General features: G+C 64.8%; 24 protein-coding genes, 1 tRNA gene and 1 pseudogene. 11 read left to right on the forward strand and 15 right to left on the reverse strand.

Annotation, left to right across the window (positions count from 1 at the left end; genetic code table 11):
* Window positions 1–7: 7 nt before the first annotated feature.
* The 4 genes from cphA (at window position 8) to AC0KWY_RS08465 (ending at window position 3,853) form a co-directional block, all read left to right on the forward strand.
* Window positions 8–2,599 carry a cyanophycin synthetase gene (gene cphA, locus AC0KWY_RS08450; RefSeq protein ID WP_474029198.1) on the forward strand — a complete coding sequence of 864 codons (2,592 nt, stop codon included), beginning with the start codon at window positions 8–10 and terminating at the stop codon, window positions 2,597–2,599.
* A complete protein-coding gene (gene cobA / locus AC0KWY_RS08455) occupies window positions 2,596–3,342 on the forward strand; it encodes a uroporphyrinogen-III C-methyltransferase (RefSeq protein ID WP_474029199.1) in 747 nt (248 codons plus the stop codon). Before cphA ends, cobA begins: the two co-directional genes overlap by 4 nt.
* On the forward strand, window positions 3,339–3,743 hold the full coding sequence (locus AC0KWY_RS08460) for a Rap1a/Tai family immunity protein (RefSeq protein WP_474029200.1): 405 nt from the start codon (window positions 3,339–3,341) through the stop codon (window positions 3,741–3,743). Before cobA ends, AC0KWY_RS08460 begins: the two co-directional genes overlap by 4 nt.
* A gap of 25 nt (window positions 3,744–3,768) precedes the next feature.
* Window positions 3,769–3,853, forward strand: a tRNA-Leu gene (locus AC0KWY_RS08465).
* A gap of 150 nt (window positions 3,854–4,003) precedes the next feature.
* On the opposite strand, the gene AC0KWY_RS08470 is transcribed toward AC0KWY_RS08465, so the two are convergent.
* The 3 genes from AC0KWY_RS08470 to AC0KWY_RS08480 are packed head-to-tail and all read right to left on the reverse strand — an operon-like array spanning window position 4,004 to window position 4,952.
* On the reverse strand, window positions 4,004–4,312 hold the full coding sequence (locus tag AC0KWY_RS08470) for a HigA family addiction module antitoxin (RefSeq protein ID WP_474029201.1): 309 nt from the start codon (window positions 4,310–4,312) through the stop codon (window positions 4,004–4,006).
* Complete coding sequence (locus tag AC0KWY_RS08475) at window positions 4,309–4,629, reverse strand: helix-turn-helix domain-containing protein (RefSeq protein ID WP_474029202.1); 321 nt, start codon at window positions 4,627–4,629, stop codon at window positions 4,309–4,311. Before AC0KWY_RS08475 ends, AC0KWY_RS08470 begins: the two co-directional genes overlap by 4 nt.
* Complete coding sequence (locus AC0KWY_RS08480; protein ID WP_474029203.1) at window positions 4,626–4,952, reverse strand: type II toxin-antitoxin system RelE/ParE family toxin; 327 nt, start codon at window positions 4,950–4,952, stop codon at window positions 4,626–4,628. The genes AC0KWY_RS08475 and AC0KWY_RS08480 overlap by 4 nt, the downstream gene beginning before the upstream one ends.
* Before the next feature lie 348 nt (window positions 4,953–5,300).
* Here AC0KWY_RS08480 and queA point away from each other — a divergent pair.
* From queA to secF, 6 genes and pseudogenes are all read left to right on the forward strand, one after another.
* Window positions 5,301–6,343, forward strand: a pseudogene (gene queA / locus AC0KWY_RS08485) (tRNA preQ1(34) S-adenosylmethionine ribosyltransferase-isomerase QueA).
* Window positions 6,340–6,873 carry a GNAT family N-acetyltransferase gene (locus AC0KWY_RS08490; protein ID WP_474029204.1) on the forward strand — a complete coding sequence of 178 codons (534 nt, stop codon included), beginning with the start codon at window positions 6,340–6,342 and terminating at the stop codon, window positions 6,871–6,873. Before queA ends, AC0KWY_RS08490 begins: the two are co-directional and overlap by 4 nt.
* The gene (gene tgt / locus AC0KWY_RS08495; protein WP_474029205.1) at window positions 6,855–7,967 is read left to right on the forward strand and encodes a tRNA guanosine(34) transglycosylase Tgt; all 1,113 of its coding nucleotides are present in this window, start codon (window positions 6,855–6,857) and stop codon (window positions 7,965–7,967) included. The genes AC0KWY_RS08490 and tgt overlap by 19 nt, the downstream gene beginning before the upstream one ends.
* Before the next feature lie 40 nt (window positions 7,968–8,007).
* The gene (yajC, locus tag AC0KWY_RS08500) at window positions 8,008–8,334 is read left to right on the forward strand and encodes a preprotein translocase subunit YajC (protein ID WP_474029206.1); all 327 of its coding nucleotides are present in this window, start codon (window positions 8,008–8,010) and stop codon (window positions 8,332–8,334) included.
* Between the two features lie 48 nt (window positions 8,335–8,382).
* On the forward strand, window positions 8,383–10,260 hold the full coding sequence (gene secD / locus AC0KWY_RS08505; protein ID WP_474029207.1) for a protein translocase subunit SecD: 1,878 nt from the start codon (window positions 8,383–8,385) through the stop codon (window positions 10,258–10,260).
* A 12-nt stretch (window positions 10,261–10,272) separates the two neighbouring features.
* Window positions 10,273–11,220 carry a protein translocase subunit SecF gene (gene secF, locus AC0KWY_RS08510; protein ID WP_474029208.1) on the forward strand — a complete coding sequence of 316 codons (948 nt, stop codon included), beginning with the start codon at window positions 10,273–10,275 and terminating at the stop codon, window positions 11,218–11,220.
* A 188-nt stretch (window positions 11,221–11,408) separates the two neighbouring features.
* Here the strand turns inward: secF and AC0KWY_RS08515 are convergent, their stop codons facing one another.
* A complete protein-coding gene (locus AC0KWY_RS08515) occupies window positions 11,409–12,479 on the reverse strand; it encodes an IS30 family transposase (RefSeq protein WP_474025629.1) in 1,071 nt (356 codons plus the stop codon).
* A gap of 494 nt (window positions 12,480–12,973) precedes the next feature.
* Here AC0KWY_RS08515 and AC0KWY_RS08520 point away from each other — a divergent pair, with 494 nt between their 5' ends.
* Window positions 12,974–14,338 carry an AlbA family DNA-binding domain-containing protein gene (locus tag AC0KWY_RS08520; RefSeq protein WP_474029209.1) on the forward strand — a complete coding sequence of 455 codons (1,365 nt, stop codon included), beginning with the start codon at window positions 12,974–12,976 and terminating at the stop codon, window positions 14,336–14,338.
* A 784-nt stretch (window positions 14,339–15,122) separates the two neighbouring features.
* Here the strand turns inward: AC0KWY_RS08520 and nifS are convergent.
* The 11 genes from nifS to AC0KWY_RS08575 all read right to left on the reverse strand — a co-directional run bounded on the left by nifS (window position 15,123) and on the right by AC0KWY_RS08575 (window position 22,016).
* Window positions 15,123–16,331, reverse strand: a complete 1,209-nt coding sequence (gene nifS / locus AC0KWY_RS08525) for a cysteine desulfurase NifS (RefSeq protein WP_474029210.1) — start codon at window positions 16,329–16,331, stop codon at window positions 15,123–15,125.
* 58 nt (window positions 16,332–16,389) lie between these two features.
* Window positions 16,390–17,307 carry a Fe-S cluster assembly protein NifU gene (gene nifU / locus AC0KWY_RS08530; RefSeq protein ID WP_474029211.1) on the reverse strand — a complete coding sequence of 306 codons (918 nt, stop codon included), beginning with the start codon at window positions 17,305–17,307 and terminating at the stop codon, window positions 16,390–16,392.
* 10 nt (window positions 17,308–17,317) lie between these two features.
* The gene (locus tag AC0KWY_RS08535; protein ID WP_474029212.1) at window positions 17,318–17,641 is read right to left on the reverse strand and encodes a HesB/IscA family protein; all 324 of its coding nucleotides are present in this window, start codon (window positions 17,639–17,641) and stop codon (window positions 17,318–17,320) included.
* A 123-nt stretch (window positions 17,642–17,764) separates the two neighbouring features.
* Window positions 17,765–18,181 (reverse strand): hypothetical protein, encoded by a 417-nt coding sequence (locus AC0KWY_RS08540; protein WP_474029213.1) that lies wholly within the window; start codon window positions 18,179–18,181, stop codon window positions 17,765–17,767.
* Window positions 18,178–18,519 (reverse strand): hypothetical protein, encoded by a 342-nt coding sequence (locus AC0KWY_RS08545; protein ID WP_474029214.1) that lies wholly within the window; start codon window positions 18,517–18,519, stop codon window positions 18,178–18,180. Before AC0KWY_RS08545 ends, AC0KWY_RS08540 begins: the two co-directional genes overlap by 4 nt.
* 98 nt (window positions 18,520–18,617) lie before the next feature.
* Window positions 18,618–18,761 (reverse strand): CCE_0567 family metalloprotein, encoded by a 144-nt coding sequence (locus AC0KWY_RS08550; RefSeq protein WP_474029215.1) that lies wholly within the window; start codon window positions 18,759–18,761, stop codon window positions 18,618–18,620.
* Window positions 18,762–18,771: 10 nt separating this feature from the next.
* Complete coding sequence (locus AC0KWY_RS08555) at window positions 18,772–19,221, reverse strand: NifX-associated nitrogen fixation protein (RefSeq protein WP_474029216.1); 450 nt, start codon at window positions 19,219–19,221, stop codon at window positions 18,772–18,774.
* Window positions 19,211–19,678 (reverse strand): SoxR reducing system RseC family protein, encoded by a 468-nt coding sequence (locus AC0KWY_RS08560; RefSeq protein ID WP_474029217.1) that lies wholly within the window; start codon window positions 19,676–19,678, stop codon window positions 19,211–19,213. The genes AC0KWY_RS08555 and AC0KWY_RS08560 overlap by 11 nt, the downstream gene beginning before the upstream one ends.
* Entirely contained in the window at window positions 19,675–20,148 is a 474-nt protein-coding gene (locus tag AC0KWY_RS08565) for a NifB/NifX family molybdenum-iron cluster-binding protein (protein WP_474029218.1), read from the reverse strand. Before AC0KWY_RS08565 ends, AC0KWY_RS08560 begins: the two co-directional genes overlap by 4 nt.
* On the reverse strand, window positions 20,111–21,514 hold the full coding sequence (gene nifN, locus AC0KWY_RS08570) for a nitrogenase iron-molybdenum cofactor biosynthesis protein NifN (protein ID WP_474029219.1): 1,404 nt from the start codon (window positions 21,512–21,514) through the stop codon (window positions 20,111–20,113). The genes AC0KWY_RS08565 and nifN overlap by 38 nt, the downstream gene beginning before the upstream one ends.
* Window positions 21,515–21,770: 256 nt before the next feature.
* On the reverse strand, window positions 21,771–22,016 hold the full coding sequence (locus AC0KWY_RS08575) for a hypothetical protein (RefSeq protein WP_474029220.1): 246 nt from the start codon (window positions 22,014–22,016) through the stop codon (window positions 21,771–21,773).
* Window positions 22,017–22,124 lie beyond the last annotated feature (108 nt).

A 22,124-nucleotide genomic window follows, 5' to 3' on the forward strand; every position in this document is an offset into this window, starting at 1 on the left:
AGCAGCCATGGACGTTTCCCGTATCCGTGCCCTGCGCGGCCCCAACCTGTGGAGCCGCCACACCGCCATCCAGGCGATCGTCACCTGCACCGGCGCCGAGCGCGCCATCGCCGACCTGCCCGGTTTCGAAACCCGCCTGCGCGCCCGTTTCCCGGAGCTCGGCGAGCTGATCCCGACCGATCACCTCGACACCGTCTCGATGGCCCACGCGCTGGAATTCGCTGCCCTCGGCCTGCAGGCCCAGGCCGGCTGCCCGGTCACCTTCAGCCGGACGGCGCAGACCGTCGAAAACGGCGTCTACCAGGTGGTCGTCGAATACACCGAGGAGGATGTCGGCCGGCTCGCCTTCGAGCGCGCCGAACAGCTCTGCCGGGCAGCGCTCGACGACACCCCCTTCGACCTTGACGCGACCCTCAAGGAACTGCGCGAGCTCGACGAGGACATCCGCCTCGGCCCGTCAACCGGCGCCATCGTCGCCGCCGCCGTCGCCCGCGGCATTCCCTACCGCCGCCTGACGCAGGGCAGCCTGGTCCAGTTCGGCTGGGGCAGCAAGCAGAAACGCATCCAGGCCGCGGAAACCAGCCACACCAGCGCCATCGCCGAGTCGATCGCGCAGGACAAGGAACTGACCAAGCAACTGCTGCACGCCGCCGGCGTCGCCGTGCCGACCGGCCGCCCGGTCGCCGACGAGGACGACGCCTGGGCCGCTGCCCAGGAGATCGGCCTGCCGGTGGTGGTCAAGCCGCAGGACGGCAACCAGGGCAAGGGCATCTCGGTCAATCTGACGACCGAGGAGCAGGTGCGCCGCGCCTACCGCGTCGCCATCGAGTTCCGCGACGACATCATGGTCGAGCGCTACCTGCCCGGCCACGACTACCGCCTGCTGGTCATCGGCGACAAGCTGATCGCCGCCGCCCGCCGCGATCCGCCGCTGGTCATCGGCGACGGCACGCACTCGGTCCGCGAGCTGGTCAACATCGTCAACCGCGACCCGCGCCGCTCGGACGGCCACGCCACCTCGCTGACCAAGATCCGCTTCGACGACATCGCCCTGGCCCGCCTCGCCGAACAGGGCTACAGCGCCGATTCGGTGCCCGAGCGCGGCGTCCGCGTCGTCCTGCGCAACAACGCCAACCTGTCCACCGGCGGCAGCGCCACCGACGTCACCGACGACGTGCACCCGGAACTCGCCGCCGCCGCCGTCGCCGCCGCGCAGACGGTCGGCCTCGACATCGCCGGCATCGACGTCGTCTGCGACACCATGCTGAAGCCGCTCGAAGATCAAGGCGGCGGCATCGTCGAAGTCAATGCCGCGCCCGGCCTGCGCATGCACCTCGATCCCTCGTTCGGCAAGGGCCGCCCGGTCGGTGAGGCGATCGTCGGCATGATGTATCCCGACGGCCCCGACGGTAAGCCCGATAGCGGCCGCATCCCGGTCGTCGCGGTCACCGGTACCAACGGCAAGACCACCACCAGCCGGCTGATCGGCCGCATCTTCGAAGCCAACGGCCTGCGCGTCGGCATGACCAGCACCGATGGCATCTACGTCCAGAACCGGCGCATCGACAGCGGCGACTGCTCCGGCCCGCGCAGCGCCCGCAACGTGCTGGCGCACCCCGACGTCAACGCGGCGGTGCTGGAAACGGCGCGCGGCGGCCTGCTGCGCGAGGGGCTCGGCTTCGACATGTGCGACGTCGCCGTGGTCACCAACCTCGGCCTCGGCGACCACCTCGGCCTCAACTACATCACCACCGTGCATGACCTGGCGGTGATCAAGCGCGTCATCGTCCAGAACGTCGCGCCCACCGGCACCGCCGTGCTCAACGCCGCCGACCCCGTGGTGGCGGCGATGGCGCCGCATTGCCCGGGCCGCGTCTGCTTCTTTGCCCTCGATCCGACCCACCCGGTGCTGGCTACCCACCGCGCCCAGGGCAAACGCGTGCTCTACGTCGATCAGGGCGACATCGTCTGCGGCGAAGGCCGGCGCAAATACCGCATTCCCCTGTCGCGCGTACCGCTGACGCGCAACGGCACGATCGGCTTCCAGATCGAGAACGTGATGGCCGCCGTCGCCACCGCCTGGGCCCTCGGCTATGCCTGGGAAACCGTCGAACGGGCGCTGGCCGGCTTCGTCAGCGATGCGTTGACGGCGCCCGGCCGCTTCAATGTCTTCGATTACCAGGGCGCTACCCTGATCGCCGACTACGGCCACAACCCGGACGCCATGCTGGCGCTGGTCGGTGCCGTCGAGGCGATGCCGGCCGGCAAGCGGGTGGTCGTCATCAGCGGCGCCGGCGACCGGCGCGACGAAGACATCCGCCAACAGACCGAAATCCTCGGCGAAGCCTTCGACGAAGCGGTCCTCTATCAGGACGCCTGCCAGCGCGGCCGCGCCGACGGCGAGGTGATCGCGCTGCTGCGCGAAGGTCTCACCAAGTCGACACGGGTCCGTCATGTCGAAGCGATCACCGGCGAGTTCCTCGCCATCGACACCGCGCTGGCCCGCCTGCAGCCCGGCGACCTCTGCCTGATCCTGATCGACCAGGTCGAGGAAGCGCTCGCCCACATCGAGCGGCGCATCGCCGAAACCCGCCAGTGAGCGGCGGCAAGGTCTGGCTGGTCGGCGCCGGCCCCGGCGACCCCGACCTGCTGACCCTGAAGGCGGCCCGCCTGATCGGCAGCGCCGACGCCATCGTCTATGACCACCTGGTCGGCGACGGCGTGCGCGCGCTGTTTCCGGACCGGGCACGCCAGATCTACGTCGGCAAGAAGGCGGCGAAACACACGCTGAAGCAGGAGGAAATCAACCGCCTGCTGGTCGATCTGGCCCGCGAAGGTCTGGCGGTGGTCCGCCTGAAAGGCGGCGACCCCTTCATCTTCGGGCGCGGCGGCGAGGAGCTGGAAATCCTGCACGCCGCCGCCATTCCCTTCGAGGTTGTCCCCGGCGTCACCGCCGCCGCCGGCTGCGCCGCCTACGCCGGCTTCCCGCTGACCCACCGCGAGCATGCCCAGTCGGTGACCTTCGTCACCGGCCACCTCAAGGACCACACGATAGACCTCGACTGGCCGGCGCTCGCCCGCCCCGGCCAGACCGTCGTCTTCTACATGGGCGTCGGCGGCGCCCCGGAAATCTGCCGGCAGATGATCGCCCACGGCCTGCCCGCCGACACCCCGGCCGCCATCGTCCGCCGCGGTACCCTGCCCGACCAGCGCACCCTGCTGTCAACGCTGGGGCAACTGCCGCAATGCATCGTAGAATCCGGCATCAAGCCGCCGGCGTTGATCGTCGTCGGCAGCGTCGTCGGCCTGCACGACAAACTTTCCTGGTTCGAGACCCCATGACCCGCCTCCTCCTGCTCCTCGCCCTTTTCGTCGCCGGCCACGCCCACGCCTACAACGCCAAGGAACTACTCGACGATTGCCGGGCCGCCGAAAGGCTCTATGCCGGCGACAAGAGCAGCGACCCCTACGTCGCGCTGCGCAGCGGTCGCTGCATTTCCTACGTCGCCGGCTTCGCCGACGGCTACTCGGTCGGCGACCACCTCGCCGACAAGGTCGGCCTGCGCATCAACGCCTTCTGCCTGCCCAAGAACGAACCCGACCTGTCGCTGCGCCTGGTGCGGGCCGTCGTCATCCACGTCGAACGCGTGCCGCCCGACACGACGATGGGCACCGCCACCCTGGTCGCCGGCGCGCTGGCCCGGGCCTTCCCCTGCCCGGAAGTGCTTGAACCGAAGAAGTGATTCAGGGATAATCCGCGCTCCATTCGCCCCGATGGCGGAATCGGTAGACGCAGCGGATTCAAAATCCGCCGCCGAAAGGTGTGCCAGTTCGAGTCTGGCTCGGGGCACCAAGCATTAGAGTCAAGCAGTTAGGCCAATTCTCCGGAATTGGCCTTTTTGCTTTTCTGGCTACAGATTTTTCCCTGTAGCCCCGGCGGGTAAAAAAATCCCGTTTTGAAATCCCGTTTTTCGGTTCGCGGGCCCGGGGGCAGCTTGCTCGGTCAGGCACTGCGTTGAATGACTGCCTTGATAACGGTCGGCGCCCCAGTTTGGCGTGCTTGCCAAAGGTCGTATGCGGTTTGCTGCGCGAGCCAGGCATCGGCGCTGCCGCCGTTCTCAACGCCCAGCCAAGCCTCGATACGCAGCGCCATGGTTGGGGAAATTGCTGTGCGGCCATTCAGCACGTGGGAAAGGAGGGCACGGCTAAGGCCCAGTTGTGCGGCCGCATCGGTGACAGTCAGCCCCAGAGCGGGTAGCACGTCATCGCGCAGGGTTTCGCCGGGGTGCGGAGGATCAAACATCCCGCTCATGCCACCAGCGCTTCCCGGTGGGCTGCGTTCTTTCCGGCTTTGGGCTTCCTGATCGTCACCGAGGGCGCAAGTCCCGCCGTGGCAGCCATATCAATCAGGGTATCGAGCGAGAACAGATTGATTCTCCCGCGCATCAAGTCAGAAACTCGGGGCTGGGTCACACCGAACAAACCGGCCGCAGCAGCCTGGGTCAATCCTTCGGACTTGAGCCACTGCTGCAAAGCCATCATCAGCTCGGAGCGAACGCGCATGCTCGCCGCCTGCTGCGGTGTGTCCTCGATCGCGTCCCAAACACTGTTGAATCGCTGCTCGTTCATTTCCTTGCCTCCGTCAGTTCCTTGAATCGTTTCCGTGCCAGCCGGATATCACGCTCGCTCGTCTGCTCTGTCTTCTTCTGAAAACAATGCAGTACATAGACGGCATCGGCCAGCTTTGCCAGGTAGATCACCCGGAACGCACCTGCCTCGTCCCGGATGCGGATTTCCTTCACCCCGCCGCCGATGCTCGTCATAGGCTTCCAGTCGTCCGGCTCTTCACCATGCTGAACCTTGTCTATCTGGTAGCCAGCTTCACGCTTGGCGCTTTCTGGAAAAGATCTCAGTGCGTCTATCGAGTTACCGCAAAACTCTACTGGTTTCATGGTCTGATTATATAAATATTTATATAGACATCAAGCATCGAAGGCTTCCGTTATCGGCATTTTTCTTCGCCTGGCTGCCGACGAGCAACCCGCTCCGGTCACCAAGCGTCTAGCCAGGCGAACCATGCGAGGAGGTCGACGCGGATGCTACAGTCGCCGCTTCGCCCGGCAAAACCTCTACGATGCCACGGCAGCATGACCCGGCAAATTCCTCGCCGGGACAGCCTCTGCTATAGTACCGCCTGATCCAGAAACGCCCCGCCTGTGCACGATGCCGGAACGGGGTAGTGATGAAAGTTCGGCTTTCCATTGGGAAAGCCGTTTTTGTTTGCCTGCCGTGTTGGTGTCATGTCCCTGACTGTCGACGACTTCGACTTCCCCCTCCCCCCGAACTGATCGCCCAGCACCCGGCGCCCGAGCGCACCGGCAGCCGCCTGCTGCATGTCGCCGGGGGAGCGCACGTCAACCGCCGCTTCGCCGACCTGCCGGGCCTGCTCGCCGCTGGCGACCTGCTGGTGTTCAACGACACCAAGGTGATCAAGGCGCGCTTCTTCGGCATCAAGGAGACCGGCGGCCAGGTCGAGATCATGCTTGAACGCATCGTCGATGCGACGCACGCGCTGTGCCAGATCCGCGCCAGCAAGGCGCCCAAACCCGGCTGCCGGCTGCGCCTGGCCGACGCCTTCAGCGTGCGCATGACCGGCCGCGCCGGCAAGGACGGCGACCTGTTCGCCATCGAGTTGGTCAACCGCGACGATTTCTGGGCCGTCGCCGAACAGTACGGCGCGCTGCCGCTGCCGCCCTACATCGAGCATCCCGCCGAGGGCGCCGACGAAACCCGCTACCAGACGGTCTATGCCCGCGAGCCGGGCGCCGTCGCCGCACCGACCGCCGGCCTGCATTTCGACGAGGCGATGCTGGCGACGCTGCGCGCCCAGGGCGTCAATACCGCTTTCGTCACCCTGCACGTCGGCGCCGGCACCTACCGGCCGGTGCGCGTCGAAAAAATCGCCGACCACCGCATGCACAGCGAGCGCTACGAGGTGCCGGCGGCCACCGCCAACGCCATCGCCGCCACCCGCGCGGCCGGCGGGCGGGTCATCGCCGTCGGCACGACCAGCCTGCGCACGCTCGAATCGGCCGCCGCCGACGACGGCGTCGTCAACGCCGGCAGCGGCGAAACCGACATCTTCATCACCCCCGGCTACCGCTTCAAGGCGGTCAACCGGCTGATCACCAACTTCCACCTGCCGAAATCGACGCTGATGATGCTCGTCTCGGCCTTCGCCGGCTACGACGCGATCCGCGCCGCCTACGCCCACGCGGTGGCGGAGCGCTACCGCTTCTTCAGCTACGGCGACGCCATGCTGCTCGAACGCGCCCAGCCATGACCGCCGCCGAGGAGATCCACGCCGCCTGCTTTCCGGAAGACCGGGAAGCGGTGCTGGCGATTTTCCGCGAGTACGTCGCCTCTCCCAGCGTCAGCCTCGACTACCAGGGCCACGCCGCCGAATTCGCCGGCCTGCCGGGCAAGTATGCAGCCCCCGACGGCGGCCTGCTGCTTGCCCGGCAGGCCGGTGCGGTGCTCGGTTGCGCCGCCTGGCGCCGGGTCGACGCCGAATGTTGCGAACTCAAGCGGGTTTACGTCCGACCAGCCGCCCGCGGCACCGGCCTCGGCCGCCGCCTGGTCGAACGGGCGCTGACGCTGGCCGGCGCCGCCGGCTATCGCCGCGTCTGCCTCGACGTCCTGCCCGAATTCGCCGCCGCCCGCCAGCTCTATGCCGACCTCGGTTTCGGCGACGCCGAGCCGGTCAGCTTCAACCCGATCCCGGGCACGGCCTTCCTTGGCCGCGACCTGCCCTACGCCCCCTGCCCCCGGGCGCCCGACGAGACCATCCGCGCATGCAATTCGAACTCCTGAAAACCGACGGCGGCGCCCGCCGCGGCACCCTGACGCTGGCCCACGGCGTCGTCCAGACGCCGGTCTTCATGCCGGTCGGCACCTACGGCACGGTCAAGGCAATGACGCCGCTGGCGCTCGCCGAGATCGGCGCGCAGATTTGCCTGGGCAACACCTTCCACCTCTGGCTGCGCCCCGGCCTGGAAGTGGTCAAGGCGCACAACGGCCTGCACGACTTCATGAACTGGCAGAAACCGATCCTCACCGACTCCGGCGGCTTCCAGGTGTTCTCGCTCGGGGCGCTACGCAAGATCACCGAGGAAGGCGTCAAGTTCAGCTCGCCGCACGACGGCGCGAAGCTTTTCCTGTCGCCGGAAATCTCGATGCAGATCCAGAAGGTGCTCAATTCCGACATCGTCATGATCTTCGACGAATGCACGCCCTACCCGGCCAGCCACGACGAAGCAGCCAAATCGATGCGCATGTCGATGCGCTGGGCCAAACGCTCGCGCGACGAGCACGACCGGCTGGAAAACGCCAACGCGCTGTTCGGCATCGTCCAGGGCGGCATGTACGAAGACCTGCGCGACGAATCGATCGCCGGCCTGTGCGACATCGGCTTCGACGGCATGGCCATCGGCGGCCTCTCGGTCGGCGAGCCCAAGGACGACATGGCGCGCGTCCTCGCCCATACCGCGCCGCGCCTGCCCACCCACAAGCCGCGCTACCTGATGGGCGTCGGCACGCCGGAAGACCTGGTCAACGGGGTGAAGAACGGCATCGACATGTTCGACTGCGTGATGCCGACGCGCAACGCGCGCAACGGCCACCTGTTCACCCGCTTCGGCGACGTCAAGATCAAGAACGCCCGTTACCGCGCCGACACCGGCCCGCTCGACCCCTCGTGCAGCTGCTACACCTGCAGCAATTTCACGCGCAGCTACCTGCACCACCTCTTCCGCAACGGCGAAATCCTCGGCGGCATGTTGAACACCATCCACAACCTGCATTTCTACCAGACCATCATGGCCGAGATGCGCGCCGCCATCGAAGCGGAAAAACTGGACGAATGGTCAACCGGCTTCGCCCGCGACCGATCCTCCGGCCAGTGTTAGAATCCCCCGTTCCGATTTTCACGATTCCCGGAGTAAACCCATGATTAGCCTTGCCCACGCCCAGACCGCCGGCGCCGCTGCCGACCCGACCGGGGGCTTCATGCAACTGTTGCCGATGATCCTGATGTTCGTCGTGCTGTGGTTCCTGATGATCCGCCCGCAGATGAAGAAGGCCAAGGAACACAAGGCGCTGCTCGCCGCGCTGCAGAAGGGCGACGAAGTGGTCACCGGCGGCGGTATCGTCGGTCGCATCACCAAGGTCGACGATGCCTACGCCACCGTCGAGATCGCCAAGGACGTCGAAGTCGTCGTCCAGAAGCCGGCCATCGGCATCGTCCTGCCCAAGGGCACGCTGAAGTCGCTGTAATCCATCCCGAAGGGCGGCTGCGGCCGCCCTTCTCGCTGCAAAGCCGCCATGAACCGCTACCCCCTCTGGAAGTACGTCACCGTCGCCATCGCGCTGGTCTTCGGCTTCATCTACACCCTACCCAATTTCTTTGGCGAATCGCCGGCCGTCCAGGTCTCCAGCGCCAAGGTCACGCTCAAGATCGACGCCGCCACCCAGACCCGCGTCGAGGACGCGCTGCGCAGCGCCGGCATCGCCCATGACGGCGTGCAGCTCGACAGCGTCGGCGTCAAGGTCCGCTTCAAGGACACCGACACCCAGCTGAAGGCCAAGGACACCATCGAGCGCGCCTTCAATCCGGATGCCGCCGAAGCGCAATACGTCGTCGCCCTCAACCTGCTGAGCGCCTCGCCGCAATGGCTGACCTCGCTGCACGCGCTGCCGATGTACCTCGGCCTCGACCTGCGCGGCGGCGTGCATTTCCTGCTCCAGGTCGACATGCCGGGTGCCGTCACCAAGCGCCTCGATTCGACCGCCGCCGACCTGCGCAGCCTGCTGCGCGACAAGAACATCCGCCACGCCGGCATCAACCGCGACGGCGAGCGCATCGTCATCAAGTTCCGCGACGCCGAAACCCGCGCCGCCGCCAGCAAGGTCCTGGGCAGCAACGCCGACGACCTGGCGCTGGCCGAAGCCGGTCAGGGCGACGACCTGCGCCTGCTGGCAACGCTGAAGCCGGAAGCGCAGAAGAAGATCGCCGAATTCGCGATCAAGCAGAACATCAACACCCTGCACAACCGGATCAACGAACTCGGCGTCGCCGAACCGGTGATCCAGCAGCAGGGCGCCGACCGCATCGTCGTCCAGTTGCCGGGCGTGCAGGACACGGCCAAGGCCAAGGACATCCTCGGCCGCACCGCGACCCTGGAAATCCGCATGGTCGACGACAGCACGGGCGCGCTGGAAGCCGGTCTCGCCGGCAACCCGCCGTTCGGCACCGAGCTCTATACCGAGCGCGGCGGCTCGCCGCTGCTGGTCAAGAAACAGGTCGTCCTCACCGGCGACCGCCTGACCGACGCCCAGCCCGGCTTCGACGGCCAGACCCAGGAACCGGCCGTGCACCTGACGCTCGACGCCGCCGGCGCCCGCATCTTCAAGGACGTCACCCGCGACAACGTCGGCAAGCGCATGGCCATCCTGCTCATTGAGAAGGGCAAGGGCGAAGTCGTCACGGCACCGGTCATTCGTACCGAAATCGGCGGCGGCCGGGTGCAGATTTCCGGCCGCATGACGACCAGCGAAGCCAACGACGTCGCCCTGCTGCTGCGCGCCGGCTCGCTGGCGGCACCGATGGACATCATCGAGGAACGCACCATCGGCCCATCGCTCGGCGCCGAGAACATCAAGCGCGGCTTCCAGTCGACGATGTGGGGCTTCCTGGCGATCGCCGTCTTCATGATCCTCTACTACCAGGTCGTCGGCCTAGTCTCGGTGATCGCCCTGGCCGCCAACCTGCTGCTGCTGGTCGCCCTGCTCTCGCTGCTGCAGGCCACGCTGACCCTGCCCGGCATCGCCGCCATCGCGCTGACGCTGGGCATGGCGATCGACGCCAACGTGCTGATCAACGAACGCATCCGCGAGGAACTGCGCAACGGCATGCCGCCGCAAGCGGCGCTCTCGGAAGGTTACGAGCGCGCCTTCGGCACCATTCTCGACTCCAACATCACCACGCTGATCGCCGGCCTCGCGCTGCTCATCTTCGGCTCCGGTCCGGTGCGCGGTTTCGCCGTGGTGCATTGCCTGGGCATCCTGACCTCGATCTTCTCCGCCGTCGTCGTCTCGCGCGCCATGATCAACCTGATCTACGGCCGTCAGAAGAAGCTGACCAAGATCGCCATCGGCGCCATCTGGAAGCCGGGCAACACTGCGGCCAACGGCCAGAATTAAGGAAACACGGCGATGGAATTCTTCCGCATCAAAAAAGACATCCCCTTCATGCGCCATGCGCTGGTGTTCAACATCATCTCGTTGCTCACCTTCCTGGCCGCCGTTTTCTTCCTCGCCACCAAGGGCCTGCACCTGTCGGTGGAATTCACCGGCGGCACGCTGATCGAGGTCAACTACCAGCAGAGCGCCGACCTCGAGAAGATCCGCGGCGCGCTCAGCCGGACCGGTTTCACCGACTACTCGGTGCAGAACTTCGGCTCCTCGCAGGACGTCATGATCCGCCTGCCGCTGCGCGGCGCCGAAAACAGCGCGCAGCAGGGCGAACGCGTCATGCAGGCGCTGTCCGCCGACGCGCCGGGCGCCGAACTGCGCCGCGTCGAGTTCGTCGGCCCGCAGGTCGGCAAGGAACTCGCCGAGAACGGCGCCATGGCACTGCTCGTGGTGATCACCGGCATCATGCTCTACCTCGCCTTCCGCTTCGAATGGCGCTTCTCGGTCTCGGCGATCATCGCCAACCTGCACGACGTGGTGATCATCCTCGGCTTCTTCGCCGCCTTCCAGTGGGAATTCTCGCTGTCGGTGCTGGCGGCGGTGCTGGCCGTGCTCGGCTACTCGGTCAACGAATCGGTGGTCGTCTTCGACCGCGTCCGCGAAACCTTCAAGAAGGTCCGCGGCATGACCACGCCGCAGGTACTCGACCACGCGATCACCAGCACGATTTCCCGGACGATCATCACCCACGGCTCGACCCAGATCATGGTGCTGTCGATGCTGATCTTCGGCGGCGAAACGCTGTACTACTTCTCGCTGGCGCTGACCATCGGCATCTGCTTCGGCATCTACTCGTCGGTGCTGGTCGCCAGCCCGCTGGTCATGTGGCTGGGCGTCTCGCGCGAACAGTTCATCAAGCCGAAGAAGACGGCGGCCGAGGGTGTCACCGACGACGGGGCCTGCGTTTGAGTTGACGGCCTTTTCGGCCTGGAATTCTGGACCCGGTCTGCTGATGGCAGGCCGGGTTTTGTTTTTTGGGGCATTGGATTTTCTTGGGGGGGTACTGGTGGGTGTCTTTGGTTTTTGAAGCGCCGGTTTCCGCGCCTGACGCGCGGGCATACTTTCTTTTTTGTGGAAAAAAGAAAGTAGCGGCGGTTTCAAAGACCGAGTGCAACATTTGGAATCAGCCCTGCTTTGTCCATGAAGATGTTATCGAAGAACACCTCGGCGGGAGAGCGCCACCCCAGGGTTTTTCTCGGCCGCATATTGAGTTCCCAGGCCATGTGATCGAGTTCGCGCTGGGAGTGGACACTCAGGTCAGTGCCCTTCGGCAAATATTGGCGCAGCAAACCATTGGTGTGCTCATTGATGCCACGTTGCCACGGGCTGTGAGGATCACAAAAGTAAATTTTCAGGCCGGTGTTCTCGGCCAGCTTCTTGTGCAGCGCCATCTCCTTGCCTTGGTCATAGGTGAGGGTCTGTCGGATCTCAGGCGGCAGCCCGCTGAAGGCCTGCGTGAATCCGTTGAGCGCATCGATCGCCGTACTGCCGTCGAGCTTGACCAGCATGGCAAACAGCGACTTGCGGCACACCAGGGTGCCGACAGCCGAAGCGTTGGCCTTGCCCTTGATCAGGTCGCCCTCCCAGTGGCCAGGCAGCAAGCGGTCGCTGGCCTCGGGCGGGCGTACGTGGATGCTCAGCATGTCCTGCAGCGATCCCCGCCGATCTTTGCCTCGCGTGCGAGGCTTGCGTGCGCCTCGCCCCTGGCGCAGCAGGACGACCAGTTCGCGGCGAAGATCGCCCTTGGGCATGGCATAGATCGCGGTGTAGATGGTTTCGTGGGAGGCTTGCAATTGGGGCTGCTCAGGGTGGCGTTGCTTGAGTTTGGCAGCAATCTGCTCGGGCGAGAGCTTGCGTTCCAGCAACGCCCTGACCTCGGCCCACAAGGCGCCTTGGCGGTGGAGCTTGCGCACCGGCCAGGCCGCACGTCGCACCCGCCGGGCTCGCTTGCCGGCGCGGTTTGCATCGTAGCCGCCAGCCACTCGGGGGCGTCCCATGACGCATTGCTCCTCTTCGCTCTGGTAGCCGTTGCGGCGAAGTTCTCTCGTGATGGTGCTGGGCGATCTGCCAAGCACCTTGGCTATCGCCCGCGCACTACTGGCCTGCTCCTTCATCGCCATTACCACGCCGCGTTCTTCCGCACTCAATTGTTGATACGTTCTCGTCATGCAACTCCTCCGGTTATGAAGTGTTGCACTTGGGATTTGAAACCGCCAGCCAAAGAAAAAGCCACCCCCAGGTCGGCGCCGGGCTGCGCCCGGTCCCTTGCGCTACTCGACGGTCCGGGCGGCTGGCTAAACTCGCCGCTACGCGGCTCAGACAACGCCAGCCGACTTCCCCCGGACCGCCTGCGTTGCTCAGCGCCTCTCAGGGGGACCCCGAACACCGACCGGACGCGAATGTTTGCGGTTGACAGGACTTTTCGGGGGAAAACCAATCGCTTGCGGTCGACCTGTCGTTTGAGCAAAAAAACAAACTTGTGGCGGAGTAACCCCCGGAAATCATCGCCTGTTCGTGGATGAATCATATTCTGACCAGCAGGCGCTGACAGCATTCGGCCAGGAGCGGCCGTCGATCACTTTGCTCTGAAGCGGACAATCGGCTGCGCGGCGGTTATGCTATCGGTGTTTCTTGGCCAGACCCCTTTGATTCGGAAGGCAACATGATTGTTTCGCACGAACGTCTCGCCGACCTGCTGGTCGCCCCTCGAGAGGATCTCGATTGCGAGGTAAAGAATTGGCTTGATCTGCAGGGATCGAACGATGATAAGGCGACATTCGCGAAGGCTGTGCTTGCCATCGCTAACCATGGTGGTGGATTCATAATCCTTGGCCAGATCGAAACCGATGCTGGTGTGGCGGAAGCGGAAGGCAGGCCGGCTACGTTCGATGCTTACAGCCAGGACCAGGTAAATGGCATTGTCCACAATTACTGTGACCCTCCGTTCCACTGCGCAGTACACTTTGTCGCAAATCCGGCAGGCGCTATCTTTCCGGTCGTCGTCGTTCCGGGCGGCCATCGAGTGCCGGTTCGGGCACGGCGCGCCGGACCAAATGGCAATACCGTTCAGAACAACACCATCTATATTCGCAGGCCGGGTCCGCGAAGCGAGACGCCGCAAAGCGCACAGGACTGGGACGATCTTCTAGGACGATGCCTTCGGAATCGACGAGACGAAATGTTCGACCAAATCCGAGATCTGATCACTGGTGCCGTTCCTCAATTGGAGCAACCACCTGAACCGGCTCGGCTCGACGAATGGATTACCTCTGCCCGCACGCGCTGGAATGGCCTCATTGAAGCCCTTCCGCAAGGGGTGGGAGCACGCTTCCCTCATGGGCGCTACTGCATCGCCTACGAGATAGTCGGTGACCCCAAGCCGATCCCTCCAGCGCAATTTCCAGAAGTGCTCAGGGCGAGCGTTGTTCGGCACACAGGGTGGCCGCCGTTCTGGTATCCGACGCGAGTTGGGATCGAACCATATCCAATCGACGGTGTCGTGGAATGCTGGCTGGGTCGAGATGTCCAAACTCCGCCAGAAAGCAGGGATCCTGCACATTCCGATTTCTGGCGGATTCATCCGGATGGCTTAGCCTTCCTTATGCGTGGCTATCAGGAAGATGGAGGGGACATTCAACGCCCAGGACAAGCCGCAATTCCATTGACATCTGTCTTTGACATTACCCTGCCAGTCTGGAGGATCGGCGAAGTGCTGCTACAAGCCCGACGGCTCGCGGCCAACCTCTTTGAAGGACCGACAACGATTAGGTTATCGGTTACCTATGAAGGCCTCGCCGGTCGAACCTTGGTCAGCCTGAACGGCCACCGCCACGTTTGGGACAGCAGCGCAGCGCACCAAGATGCGATTACTTTGAACACGTACATTGACGCCCACGTAATCGATTCAAACTTGCCTGAGATCGTTCATCCTCTCTTGTCGCCACTCTATGCACTTTTCGACTTCTTTGAATTGCCGATGTCGCTGGTCGTGGAGGAACTCGCTCGCATGAGAGCTGGCGGTTTCTAGACGCAGGGGCGTAGGAGTGATTCATATACGTTCGGGGACCCTGGCATGAGAGGGTCTTGACATCCTCAAACTTTGACAGCTAGAGCTGACGCCTCAGGGCACCTTGAACGTCAGCTTTCCTTGGCAGAGGGGCAGCAATGGGTCGATAGGAGCCAGTCACGATCCAATGCAACGCCAAAACCCTTCGCCACGAGACCCTCACGGTCGACTGCCCCGAAATCCGAAAAACTGCATTCGGTGTACCGGGCCCCTTGTAGATAATTTGAGCCTGCCCCCTTTTTGCGGCCCTTCTCCGTTGCTCGGCGCTCCACAAGGGGGCCCCAAAAGGCGTCTCTGCAGAATGGCCAAGGTTTAAATCATGACTCTCTCAGCAGCGCTCGGTTTGCCGGGCCCCTTGGGAGGCGCCGAGCAACGCAGGCGTTGGCGGAAAAAGGGCGAGCACTGTTTGAGGGGCAAAGCCCCGAGTTGCGCAGCCCCCGCCAACGACGAGTAGCGCAGGGAACCCGCGTAGCGGGCGCCGACCTAGGGTCGCCTTCTTCTTTGGCTACTGTCTTCTTGGCGAAGCAAGAAGAAAGTACGCCCGCGCGTCAGGCGCGGAAAACAGCGCATCAGAAACCAAAGCCGCCCGCCGGGCAACAGCAGAACCCAGCGCTTAGTCGACCAAACACGCCCGCCCGCCAGGCGCAGAACACAGCAGTTCAAAAAACCCCAACCCGCACCAAAAAAAGGCCCCGGAATCGCTTCCGAGGCCTGAAGTTACCACTGAGAGAGACTCGGTAAACGCTTACGCGTAAGTCGGTGCAAAAGCCGCTTCCGGGTTGGCGGAAGGGCCCTTTTCGCCCCAGTACGGCGACAGCTTGCGTAACTGGGCGATGATCGGTGGTACCGCTTCGATCACCCGGTCCACTTCGGCTTCGGTGTTGTAACGCGACAGCGAGAAGCGGATGGTGCCGTGGGCGGCGGTGTAGGGAATGCCCATCGCCCGCATCACATGCGACGGTTCGAGCGAGCCCGAGGTGCAGGCGGAGCCGGAACTGGCGGCGATCCCCATTTTGTTGAGCAGGAGCAGGATCGCTTCGCCTTCGATGTATTCGAAAGCGATGTTGCTGGTGTTGGGCAGGCGGTTGCTGACGTCGCCGGTCGGGAAGCAGTGCGTGATCTGGGACAGCAGGCCCTGTTCCAGCTTGTCGCGCAGGCGGCGGACTTCGGTGTTCTCGGTGGCCATGTGCTGCATCGCCTGTTCGCAGGCCATGCCGAGGGCGACGATGGACGCCGAGTTCTCGGTGCCGGCCCGGCGACCGCGTTCCTGGTGGCCGCCGCGCAGCAGCGGCCGGAAACGGCAACCGCGACGCAGGTAGAGGACGCCGATGCCTTTCGGCGCGTGCAGCTTGTGGCCGGACAGCGAGAGCATGTCGATCTTGCTGTTCTTCAGGTCGATGGGAATCTTGCCCACGGCCTGCACCGCGTCGGTATGGAACATGATGCCCTTGGCGGCGGCGAGTTCGGCCATTTCCTCGACCGGGAAGATGGTGCCGGTCTCGTTGTTGGCCCACATCGCCGAGACGACGGCGACGCGGTCATGTAGCAGCGACTTGTACTCGTCCATGTCGATGCGGCCCTTCTTGTCCACTTTCAGCTTGTGGACGATGTAGCCTTCCTTCTCCAGCCAGTCGCACAGCGTCAGGATCGCCGGGTGCTCGACATTGGTCGTGATGACCGTGTTGCGCTCCGGCTGCGCCTTGAGCGCCGACAGGATGGCGGTCGAGTCGGACTCGGTGCCGCAGGAGGTGAAGATGATTTCCGAGTCGTGCTCGGCGCCGAGCAGCGCCTGCACCTGGCCGCGCGCCTTCTTCAGCGCCTTGCCGACTTCGCTGCCAAAGGCATGGATCGACGAGGCGTTGCCGAAATGCTCGGTGAAGAAAGGCAGCATGGCCTCGACGACGGCGGGATCGACCCGCGTCGTCGCATTGTTGTCCAGATAGATCGGGGTCATGGCGCAGTCCTTGTCAGAATTTCCGTTGGGATCGGGGGATCGTTGTCTTTTTTTGAACTTACGCTTCGGCCGGCATCAGCGAGGCGGGCAGTACCTGCACCAGTTCGCCGAGGGCCTCGATCATCTTCTGCTGGACGCCGCCGAGAGTCGCCGCTTCCATCATGCAACCGGAGCAGGCGCCCTTCAGGTGGACATAGATCTTCTTGCCCTGGACGTCGGCCAGTTCGATGTCGCCGTGGTCGCGCTGGAGCATCGGGCGGACGTCTTCCAGCACTTCCTCGATCTTGCGGATCTTCTGCACCAGCGACAGCTTGGCGGCCGGCTTCGGCGCCGCGGCGGGCTTGGCGGCTTCCGTCTGCAGCACCGGCAGATGGCCCGGCGGCGGCGAGACTTCGCCGGGGCCAGCGCGCTCGGCCTTGATCTTGGCGAGGATTTCCTCGATGCCTTCGTGACAGGCCGCGCAGCCGCCGCCCGCCTTGGTGTAGAAGGTGACCTGTTCGACGGTGTTGAGGTTGTTGGCCTTGACCACGTCCTCGATCATCACGGCGTCGATGGCGAAGCACTTGCAGACCAGCGCGCCCTCTTCATGGTCGTCCGACCATTCCTCGCCGCGGTAGTTGGCGACGGCGGCCTGCAGGGCTTCGCGCCCCATCACCGAGCAGTGCATCTTTTCCGGCGGCAGACCGTCGAGGAAGTCGGCGATATCCTGGTTGGAAACCTTGAGCGCCTCGTCCAGCGTCATGCCCTTGATCATCTCGGTCAGTGCCGACGACGAAGCGATGGCCGAGCCGCAGCCGAAGGTCTGGAAGTGCGCGTCCTCGATCACCTCGGTTTCCGGGTTGACCTTGAGCATCAGGCGCAGCGCGTCGCCGCACTGGATCGAGCCGACGTCGCCGATGCCGTTGGCTTCTTCCAGCGGACCGGAGTTGCGCGGGTTGAAGAAGTGCTCGCGGACCTTGTCAGAATATTCCCACATGATTGTTTCCTCAGACCGAGAACGACGAGCCGCAGGAACACTGGGCGCTGGCGTTGGGGTTGTCGAACTTGAAGCCGGTGTGGGTCAGGGTGTTGACGAAGTCGATGGTGACGTTGTCGATCATCGGCATGGTCATCGGGTCGACCAGCAGCTTGACGCCATCGACCTCGAGTTCCCAATCGTCCTCGGCCTTTTCGGCCTCCAGTTTCATGCCGTACTGCAGGCCGGAGCAGCCGCCGCCGGAGATCATCAGGCGCAGGCCGATGACCGGCGTTTCGGAACCGCGGATGAAGCGTTGTACAGCCTTCGTGGCGGCGGGGGTCAGATTGATCATGGCAATTCTCCCAGGGGTGGATGAGCTATCCGTTGCAAGCCCCGTGCCATCCCCTGAAACAAGCTCAAACCATTGAATTCAATATATTGTTGCGCCGCACCAGGCGTGTCGGTTTTGCGACAATCAACCCAGGACGTGTTCGTAGGCGCGCCGCATCAGGTCGCGCTCGATGGCGCTCAGCGGGCGCGCCTCGGCAATCGTGATGAAACGACCGCCCAGCCGCTCGGCGGCAGCGAACGGCGGATCGATGCTGGTGAAGCCGCCGAGCAGCACCGCCACATCGCCGGCCGGCGTATCGACCCAGCAGTGAAAATCGGGCACCGCCTCGATCGCCCCTTCGGCCAGGCCAAGCCGGGTTTCCGCCTCGCGCAGCGGCGCGCTCGGATGCACCTGCAAGGTTGGCGACCAGTCTTCCGGGCGCAGCGCCGCCGGCGCCGGCAAGGGAGAAAACAAGGCAACGCCGTCGGGCAGGCAGAGGTAGCGCAAACGGCCGCTGGTACCCTGCTTGTGCAGGAGGATCAAACGCGTGTCCATGCTCATGCCGGATACTCCGCAACAACCGCTTCGCCGCGCCACGCCGGCGCCCGCCCCCAGACCTGCACGGCATCCACATAGGCGCCAGCCCGCCCGGGATGGGGCAGCAGCACCTGGTACTCGGCAAACACCCGGCCGTCCGGGAAGAAGGTCGCCTTGCCGAAACGCTCGCCGCCGCGCCAGACGGCGACGACGCTCTCCGCCTGCGAGAAGGGGTCGCGCTCGGTCGCCAGGCTGGCGGCCGACCACACCGGCTCGTCGCCGATCGACAGACCGAGCTTGCCGACCTGCTCGCGCAGCGCCCGGCACAGCGACTCGCCGAGCTCCGGGGACGGCGCCGTCATCGTCGCTCCGCCAGTTGCGTTCAAGCCGCCGCCCGCGCCTTCTGCGCCGCCGCCAACCGCTGGTTGGCTTCGGCCCAGGCCTGGCAGGCTTCGTAAGTTCACTGGGCGATGCCCGGAATCTCCTGGTAGGCCGCCGGCAGGCGGTCTTCCACGAGATCGTGCATCTGCGAGGCCCACTCGGAAGCGATCCGCTTCAGCTTCTTCACTTCCTTGTCGAGGGCGGCAAGTTCCTCGTCGCTCACGGCACTCTCCTTACAGGCCGGCAACGACCGGGTACTGGCCGATGCGTTCGAGGGCGATGCCGAGCAGCTTGTCGGCTTCGTCCTTCATTTTGGACAGGCTGGCGAAGCCGAAGCGATGCACGTCGCGCAAGGTCTTGTCGACGGCGACCAGCTTGCCGACGGTGATCAGGGCGCGGCCGAAACCTTCGTGCGTCAGGTGCACCAGCGGCACCGCCAGCAGCTTGCATTCCTTCTCGATCAGCACGGCAATCGCGTTGTAGAAGGCCTTGACGCGCGAGATCGTCTCGTCGTCCGGGTCGCCGATCAGCGGAATGCCCGCCTTGCGTTCCTTGGTCAGGACGAAGGGGTCGAGGATCTGTTCGACGGTCCAGCCGCTGTAGGTGCCGTAGGTGTCCAACGCGCGCATCTGGCGCGCCATCTCCTTGATGAAGTCGGTCTCGAAAATCGGATCAGTGCTCATGGTGAAACTCCTTGGGGGAAATTCTTGCGGGTTGGGGCCGGGCCAGCAGTTGCGGTGCCGGCATCAGCCCGGGCAGCAGGCCGATGACCAGGCGGGCGAGGACGATGGCGATCAGGAAACCGAGCATGGCGCCGATCGCCGTGCCGCCGTCGCTGCCGTCGAAACTGGTGCCGAGCCCGGCGCCGATCAGCATGGCGAGCGCCGGAAACAGGTAGCCGAGCAGCGCCGAGGTGGTCAGGCGGCTTTGCGGCAGCACGACGGCGACCACGTCGCCCGGCCGCAATTCCTCGCTCGTCGGCAGCGTCAGCAGGGTCGCCGGGCGCCCCGCCGCCATCTTGCCGATGCCGCAACTGCCGCCGTGACCGCAGGACGAACAGCCGCTCGTTTCCATGGCGATGACGGCCTTGCCGTCGGCTACCCGCTGCACGACGCCGCGGTGTTCAAGGAGCGCGCTCATCCCTGCCACCCCTCGTCTTCCATCGCCGCAAAGCGGTCGTTGTCCTTGCGTTGCGCGGCCAGCGCGCGATCGATCCAGGGCACGCCGCCGTCGCGCATGGCGCCGGAAATCTCGACCAGCAGGTCGTCGATGGCATCGACCTCGCCGACGCGGATCGGCTGGATGCCGGCGGCCAGCAGCTTCTTGATCGCCGAGGCGCCGATCGCCATCACATAGACCGCGGCGCAGCCGGACAGGTAGCCGACCTTGGCCAGCAGCTTGTCCTCGTTGCCGTCCATCGCCTCCTCGGCGAATTCGGCGACGCCGACCAGCGTCGCCTTGTCCGGCGTCACGTCATAGACGGCGAAACCCTCGGCGGCGCCGAAGTGCTGGTTGACCCGGGTCCGGTCGGTGGAGGCGAAGGCAACGCGCAACACGGCCTGCGGCGCCTGCTTAATGGACCAGACCAGTTGCAGACGACGTGACGACATGGCGCTGTCCGACGCCATCGCGGTCGTCGCTCCAGTAGAAAGAACGATAGGCTTCGAGTTCATGGTGTTGTCCCAGCATCAGGTTGGCGATATCGAACAGGGCCTGCCGCGAACCGCGGTAACCCACCCAGGTACGGGCGTAACCGCCCATCGTGTCGTACTGCGGGAAGCCGGCCCGGAGCAGCGGCAGAGCGAGCCGGCGCGCGGTATCCACCGCGTGCGAGTTGGCGATCACCAGTTGCGCACCGCCGGCGCGCGCCGCCACTTCCATGTCTTCCAGATCGCCGACGATGACCTTGGCGAGCGGCAGCGCGGCGAGGCTTTCGTGACGATGCGGGCTGACCGCCGCCACCACCTCGGCGCCCATGCCGCTCAGGAAACGCACCTGCATGCCGAGCAGGTCGGGATCGGCGGCGAGCGCGATGCGCGCGAAACCGAGCATGAAATGGCTGTCGACCATCGCGTCCTGCAACTGGGCGCGCTGCCGCTCCACCTTCGCCGGCACCTCGCGCCCGGAAATCTCCGCCAGCGCCTGGGTGAAGGCATCGCAATCGTCGAGCCCCATCAGGCCGGTGAAGCGGAAATCGGGAACGCCGGTGCGTTCCTTGAGAATGTCAGCGGCCTTGGCCAGCGACGGCCCGACCACCAGGGTCGCCGCCGACTCGCCCAGCGCCTCGATCTCGACGCGCGGCGTGCCGCCGATGGTGAGCGCCGAATACTCGGCCTCGACCAGGTGGCCGTCGAGCGAATCGCCGATGTCCGGGACCACCACCGGGCGCAGGCCGAAAGCCTCGATCCACTCCTTGATCGCCTCGATGTCGCCCGGCGTCAGCATCGCCGAGGCCAGCACATTGACCTGCTTCGGCCGCCGCCCGGCGCAATCGCTCGCCGGCACCAGCGTCCGGATCAGCGCCTCGACCGCCAGCGCGAAGCCGCTCTCCAGGCAGCCCAGGTAATCCGGCGTATTGACCGGGACCACCGCCACGCCGTCGAATTCCGGGTGGGCGGCGCGGAATTCCTTGACCGTGCGCAGGATATCGGTGCCCTGCGTCTCGGAGAGACCGGTCGTCACCAGGCCGATGATGTCCGGTTTGCTCTTGTCGGAAAGCGTACGCAAGGCCTCGACCACGTTCTCGTCGGCGCCCATGATCGACGACACCTGGTCCATCGCCGTCGTCTGCAGCGGGATCGGCTCGCGGAAATGGCGCACGAAGAACACTTTGCCGAAGGCCGTGCAGCCCTGCGAGCCATGCATCAGCGGCAGGCTGCGGTTGAGCCCGAGAAATGCCAGCGACGCGCCGACCGGCTGGCTCACCTTCAACGGATTCACCGCCAGCGCCTTCTTCGATTGGATGATTTCGGCCATATGAGCATCGCTCCTCAGAGATTGCCCACCTCAAAGCAATGAACGCGCCAAGAAAACAACACAATCAAAACAACAACTTGCTAATCATTAATCTGTCGCAAACCCGACAAACCCGATGACGAACAATGCACCAGCGCAGCGCATCGGCCGCGGCAGCCAGTACCCCGCCATTCCGGCGCGGATAGTCCAGAGTTTCTGCGACTCAGGCGTAGGGGAGGTAGCCGGCGTCACCTGCCGCGCCGTGCCATTTGCTGCCTCAAGCAGCCGGACCGGCGCTGCTGCCTTGCCGTCGGCAGGACGACGACTCGGGATTGCTGCGACGACTGCCCCCTGCCGCCGAAATCGTGCGCAAGGCGGCAGCAGACCGCAGAAGACTTTCGCTGATCGCCTTCTTGTTGGCGTAAATGCGATGCAGGGCCCGCTGCATCCGGGCAATGGTATCGGCGTACTGCGCCAGATCGCCGCCGGATGAAGCGCTAGCTCGTGGTTGACCGTGGCGCATGAGATATCCCCTTCGGATCGGAAGTATGCGGTCCAGCTTAACCGGATATGATGCTGAAATCACTACGACATTGGTCAGTACAGCCCCCTGCGTGCAACACGGGGCTCA

This window comes from Azonexus sp. MM2026_4, from assembly GCF_055901855.1.

What these genes read in the sequence shown, in the direction of transcription:
- cphA (WP_474029198.1), top strand. Translation starts at nt 8, where the DNA reads ATGGACGTTTCCCGTATCCGTGCCCTGCGCGGCCCCAACCTGTGGAGC.
- AC0KWY_RS08460 (WP_474029200.1), top strand. Translation starts at nt 3,339, where the DNA reads ATGACCCGCCTCCTCCTGCTCCTCGCCCTTTTCGTCGCCGGCCACGCC.
- AC0KWY_RS08470 (WP_474029201.1), bottom strand. Translation starts at nt 4,312, where the DNA reads ATGAGCGGGATGTTTGATCCTCCGCACCCCGGCGAAACCCTGCGCGAT.
- AC0KWY_RS08475 (WP_474029202.1), bottom strand. Translation starts at nt 4,629, where the DNA reads ATGAACGAGCAGCGATTCAACAGTGTTTGGGACGCGATCGAGGACACA.
- AC0KWY_RS08480 (WP_474029203.1), bottom strand. Translation starts at nt 4,952, where the DNA reads ATGAAACCAGTAGAGTTTTGCGGTAACTCGATAGACGCACTGAGATCT.
- AC0KWY_RS08490 (WP_474029204.1), top strand. Translation starts at nt 6,340, where the DNA reads ATGACCGCCGCCGAGGAGATCCACGCCGCCTGCTTTCCGGAAGACCGG.
- tgt (WP_474029205.1), top strand. Translation starts at nt 6,855, where the DNA reads ATGCAATTCGAACTCCTGAAAACCGACGGCGGCGCCCGCCGCGGCACC.
- yajC (WP_474029206.1), top strand. Translation starts at nt 8,008, where the DNA reads ATGATTAGCCTTGCCCACGCCCAGACCGCCGGCGCCGCTGCCGACCCG.
- secD (WP_474029207.1), top strand. Translation starts at nt 8,383, where the DNA reads ATGAACCGCTACCCCCTCTGGAAGTACGTCACCGTCGCCATCGCGCTG.
- secF (WP_474029208.1), top strand. Translation starts at nt 10,273, where the DNA reads ATGGAATTCTTCCGCATCAAAAAAGACATCCCCTTCATGCGCCATGCG.
- AC0KWY_RS08515 (WP_474025629.1), bottom strand. Translation starts at nt 12,479, where the DNA reads ATGACGAGAACGTATCAACAATTGAGTGCGGAAGAACGCGGCGTGGTA.
- AC0KWY_RS08520 (WP_474029209.1), top strand. Translation starts at nt 12,974, where the DNA reads ATGATTGTTTCGCACGAACGTCTCGCCGACCTGCTGGTCGCCCCTCGA.
- nifS (WP_474029210.1), bottom strand. Translation starts at nt 16,331, where the DNA reads ATGACCCCGATCTATCTGGACAACAATGCGACGACGCGGGTCGATCCC.
- nifU (WP_474029211.1), bottom strand. Translation starts at nt 17,307, where the DNA reads ATGTGGGAATATTCTGACAAGGTCCGCGAGCACTTCTTCAACCCGCGC.
- AC0KWY_RS08535 (WP_474029212.1), bottom strand. Translation starts at nt 17,641, where the DNA reads ATGATCAATCTGACCCCCGCCGCCACGAAGGCTGTACAACGCTTCATC.
- AC0KWY_RS08540 (WP_474029213.1), bottom strand. Translation starts at nt 18,181, where the DNA reads ATGAGCATGGACACGCGTTTGATCCTCCTGCACAAGCAGGGTACCAGC.
- AC0KWY_RS08545 (WP_474029214.1), bottom strand. Translation starts at nt 18,519, where the DNA reads ATGACGGCGCCGTCCCCGGAGCTCGGCGAGTCGCTGTGCCGGGCGCTG.
- AC0KWY_RS08555 (WP_474029216.1), bottom strand. Translation starts at nt 19,221, where the DNA reads ATGAGCACTGATCCGATTTTCGAGACCGACTTCATCAAGGAGATGGCG.
- AC0KWY_RS08560 (WP_474029217.1), bottom strand. Translation starts at nt 19,678, where the DNA reads ATGAGCGCGCTCCTTGAACACCGCGGCGTCGTGCAGCGGGTAGCCGAC.
- AC0KWY_RS08565 (WP_474029218.1), bottom strand. Translation starts at nt 20,148, where the DNA reads ATGTCGTCACGTCGTCTGCAACTGGTCTGGTCCATTAAGCAGGCGCCG.
- nifN (WP_474029219.1), bottom strand. Translation starts at nt 21,514, where the DNA reads ATGGCCGAAATCATCCAATCGAAGAAGGCGCTGGCGGTGAATCCGTTG.
- AC0KWY_RS08575 (WP_474029220.1), bottom strand. Translation starts at nt 22,016, where the DNA reads ATGCGCCACGGTCAACCACGAGCTAGCGCTTCATCCGGCGGCGATCTG.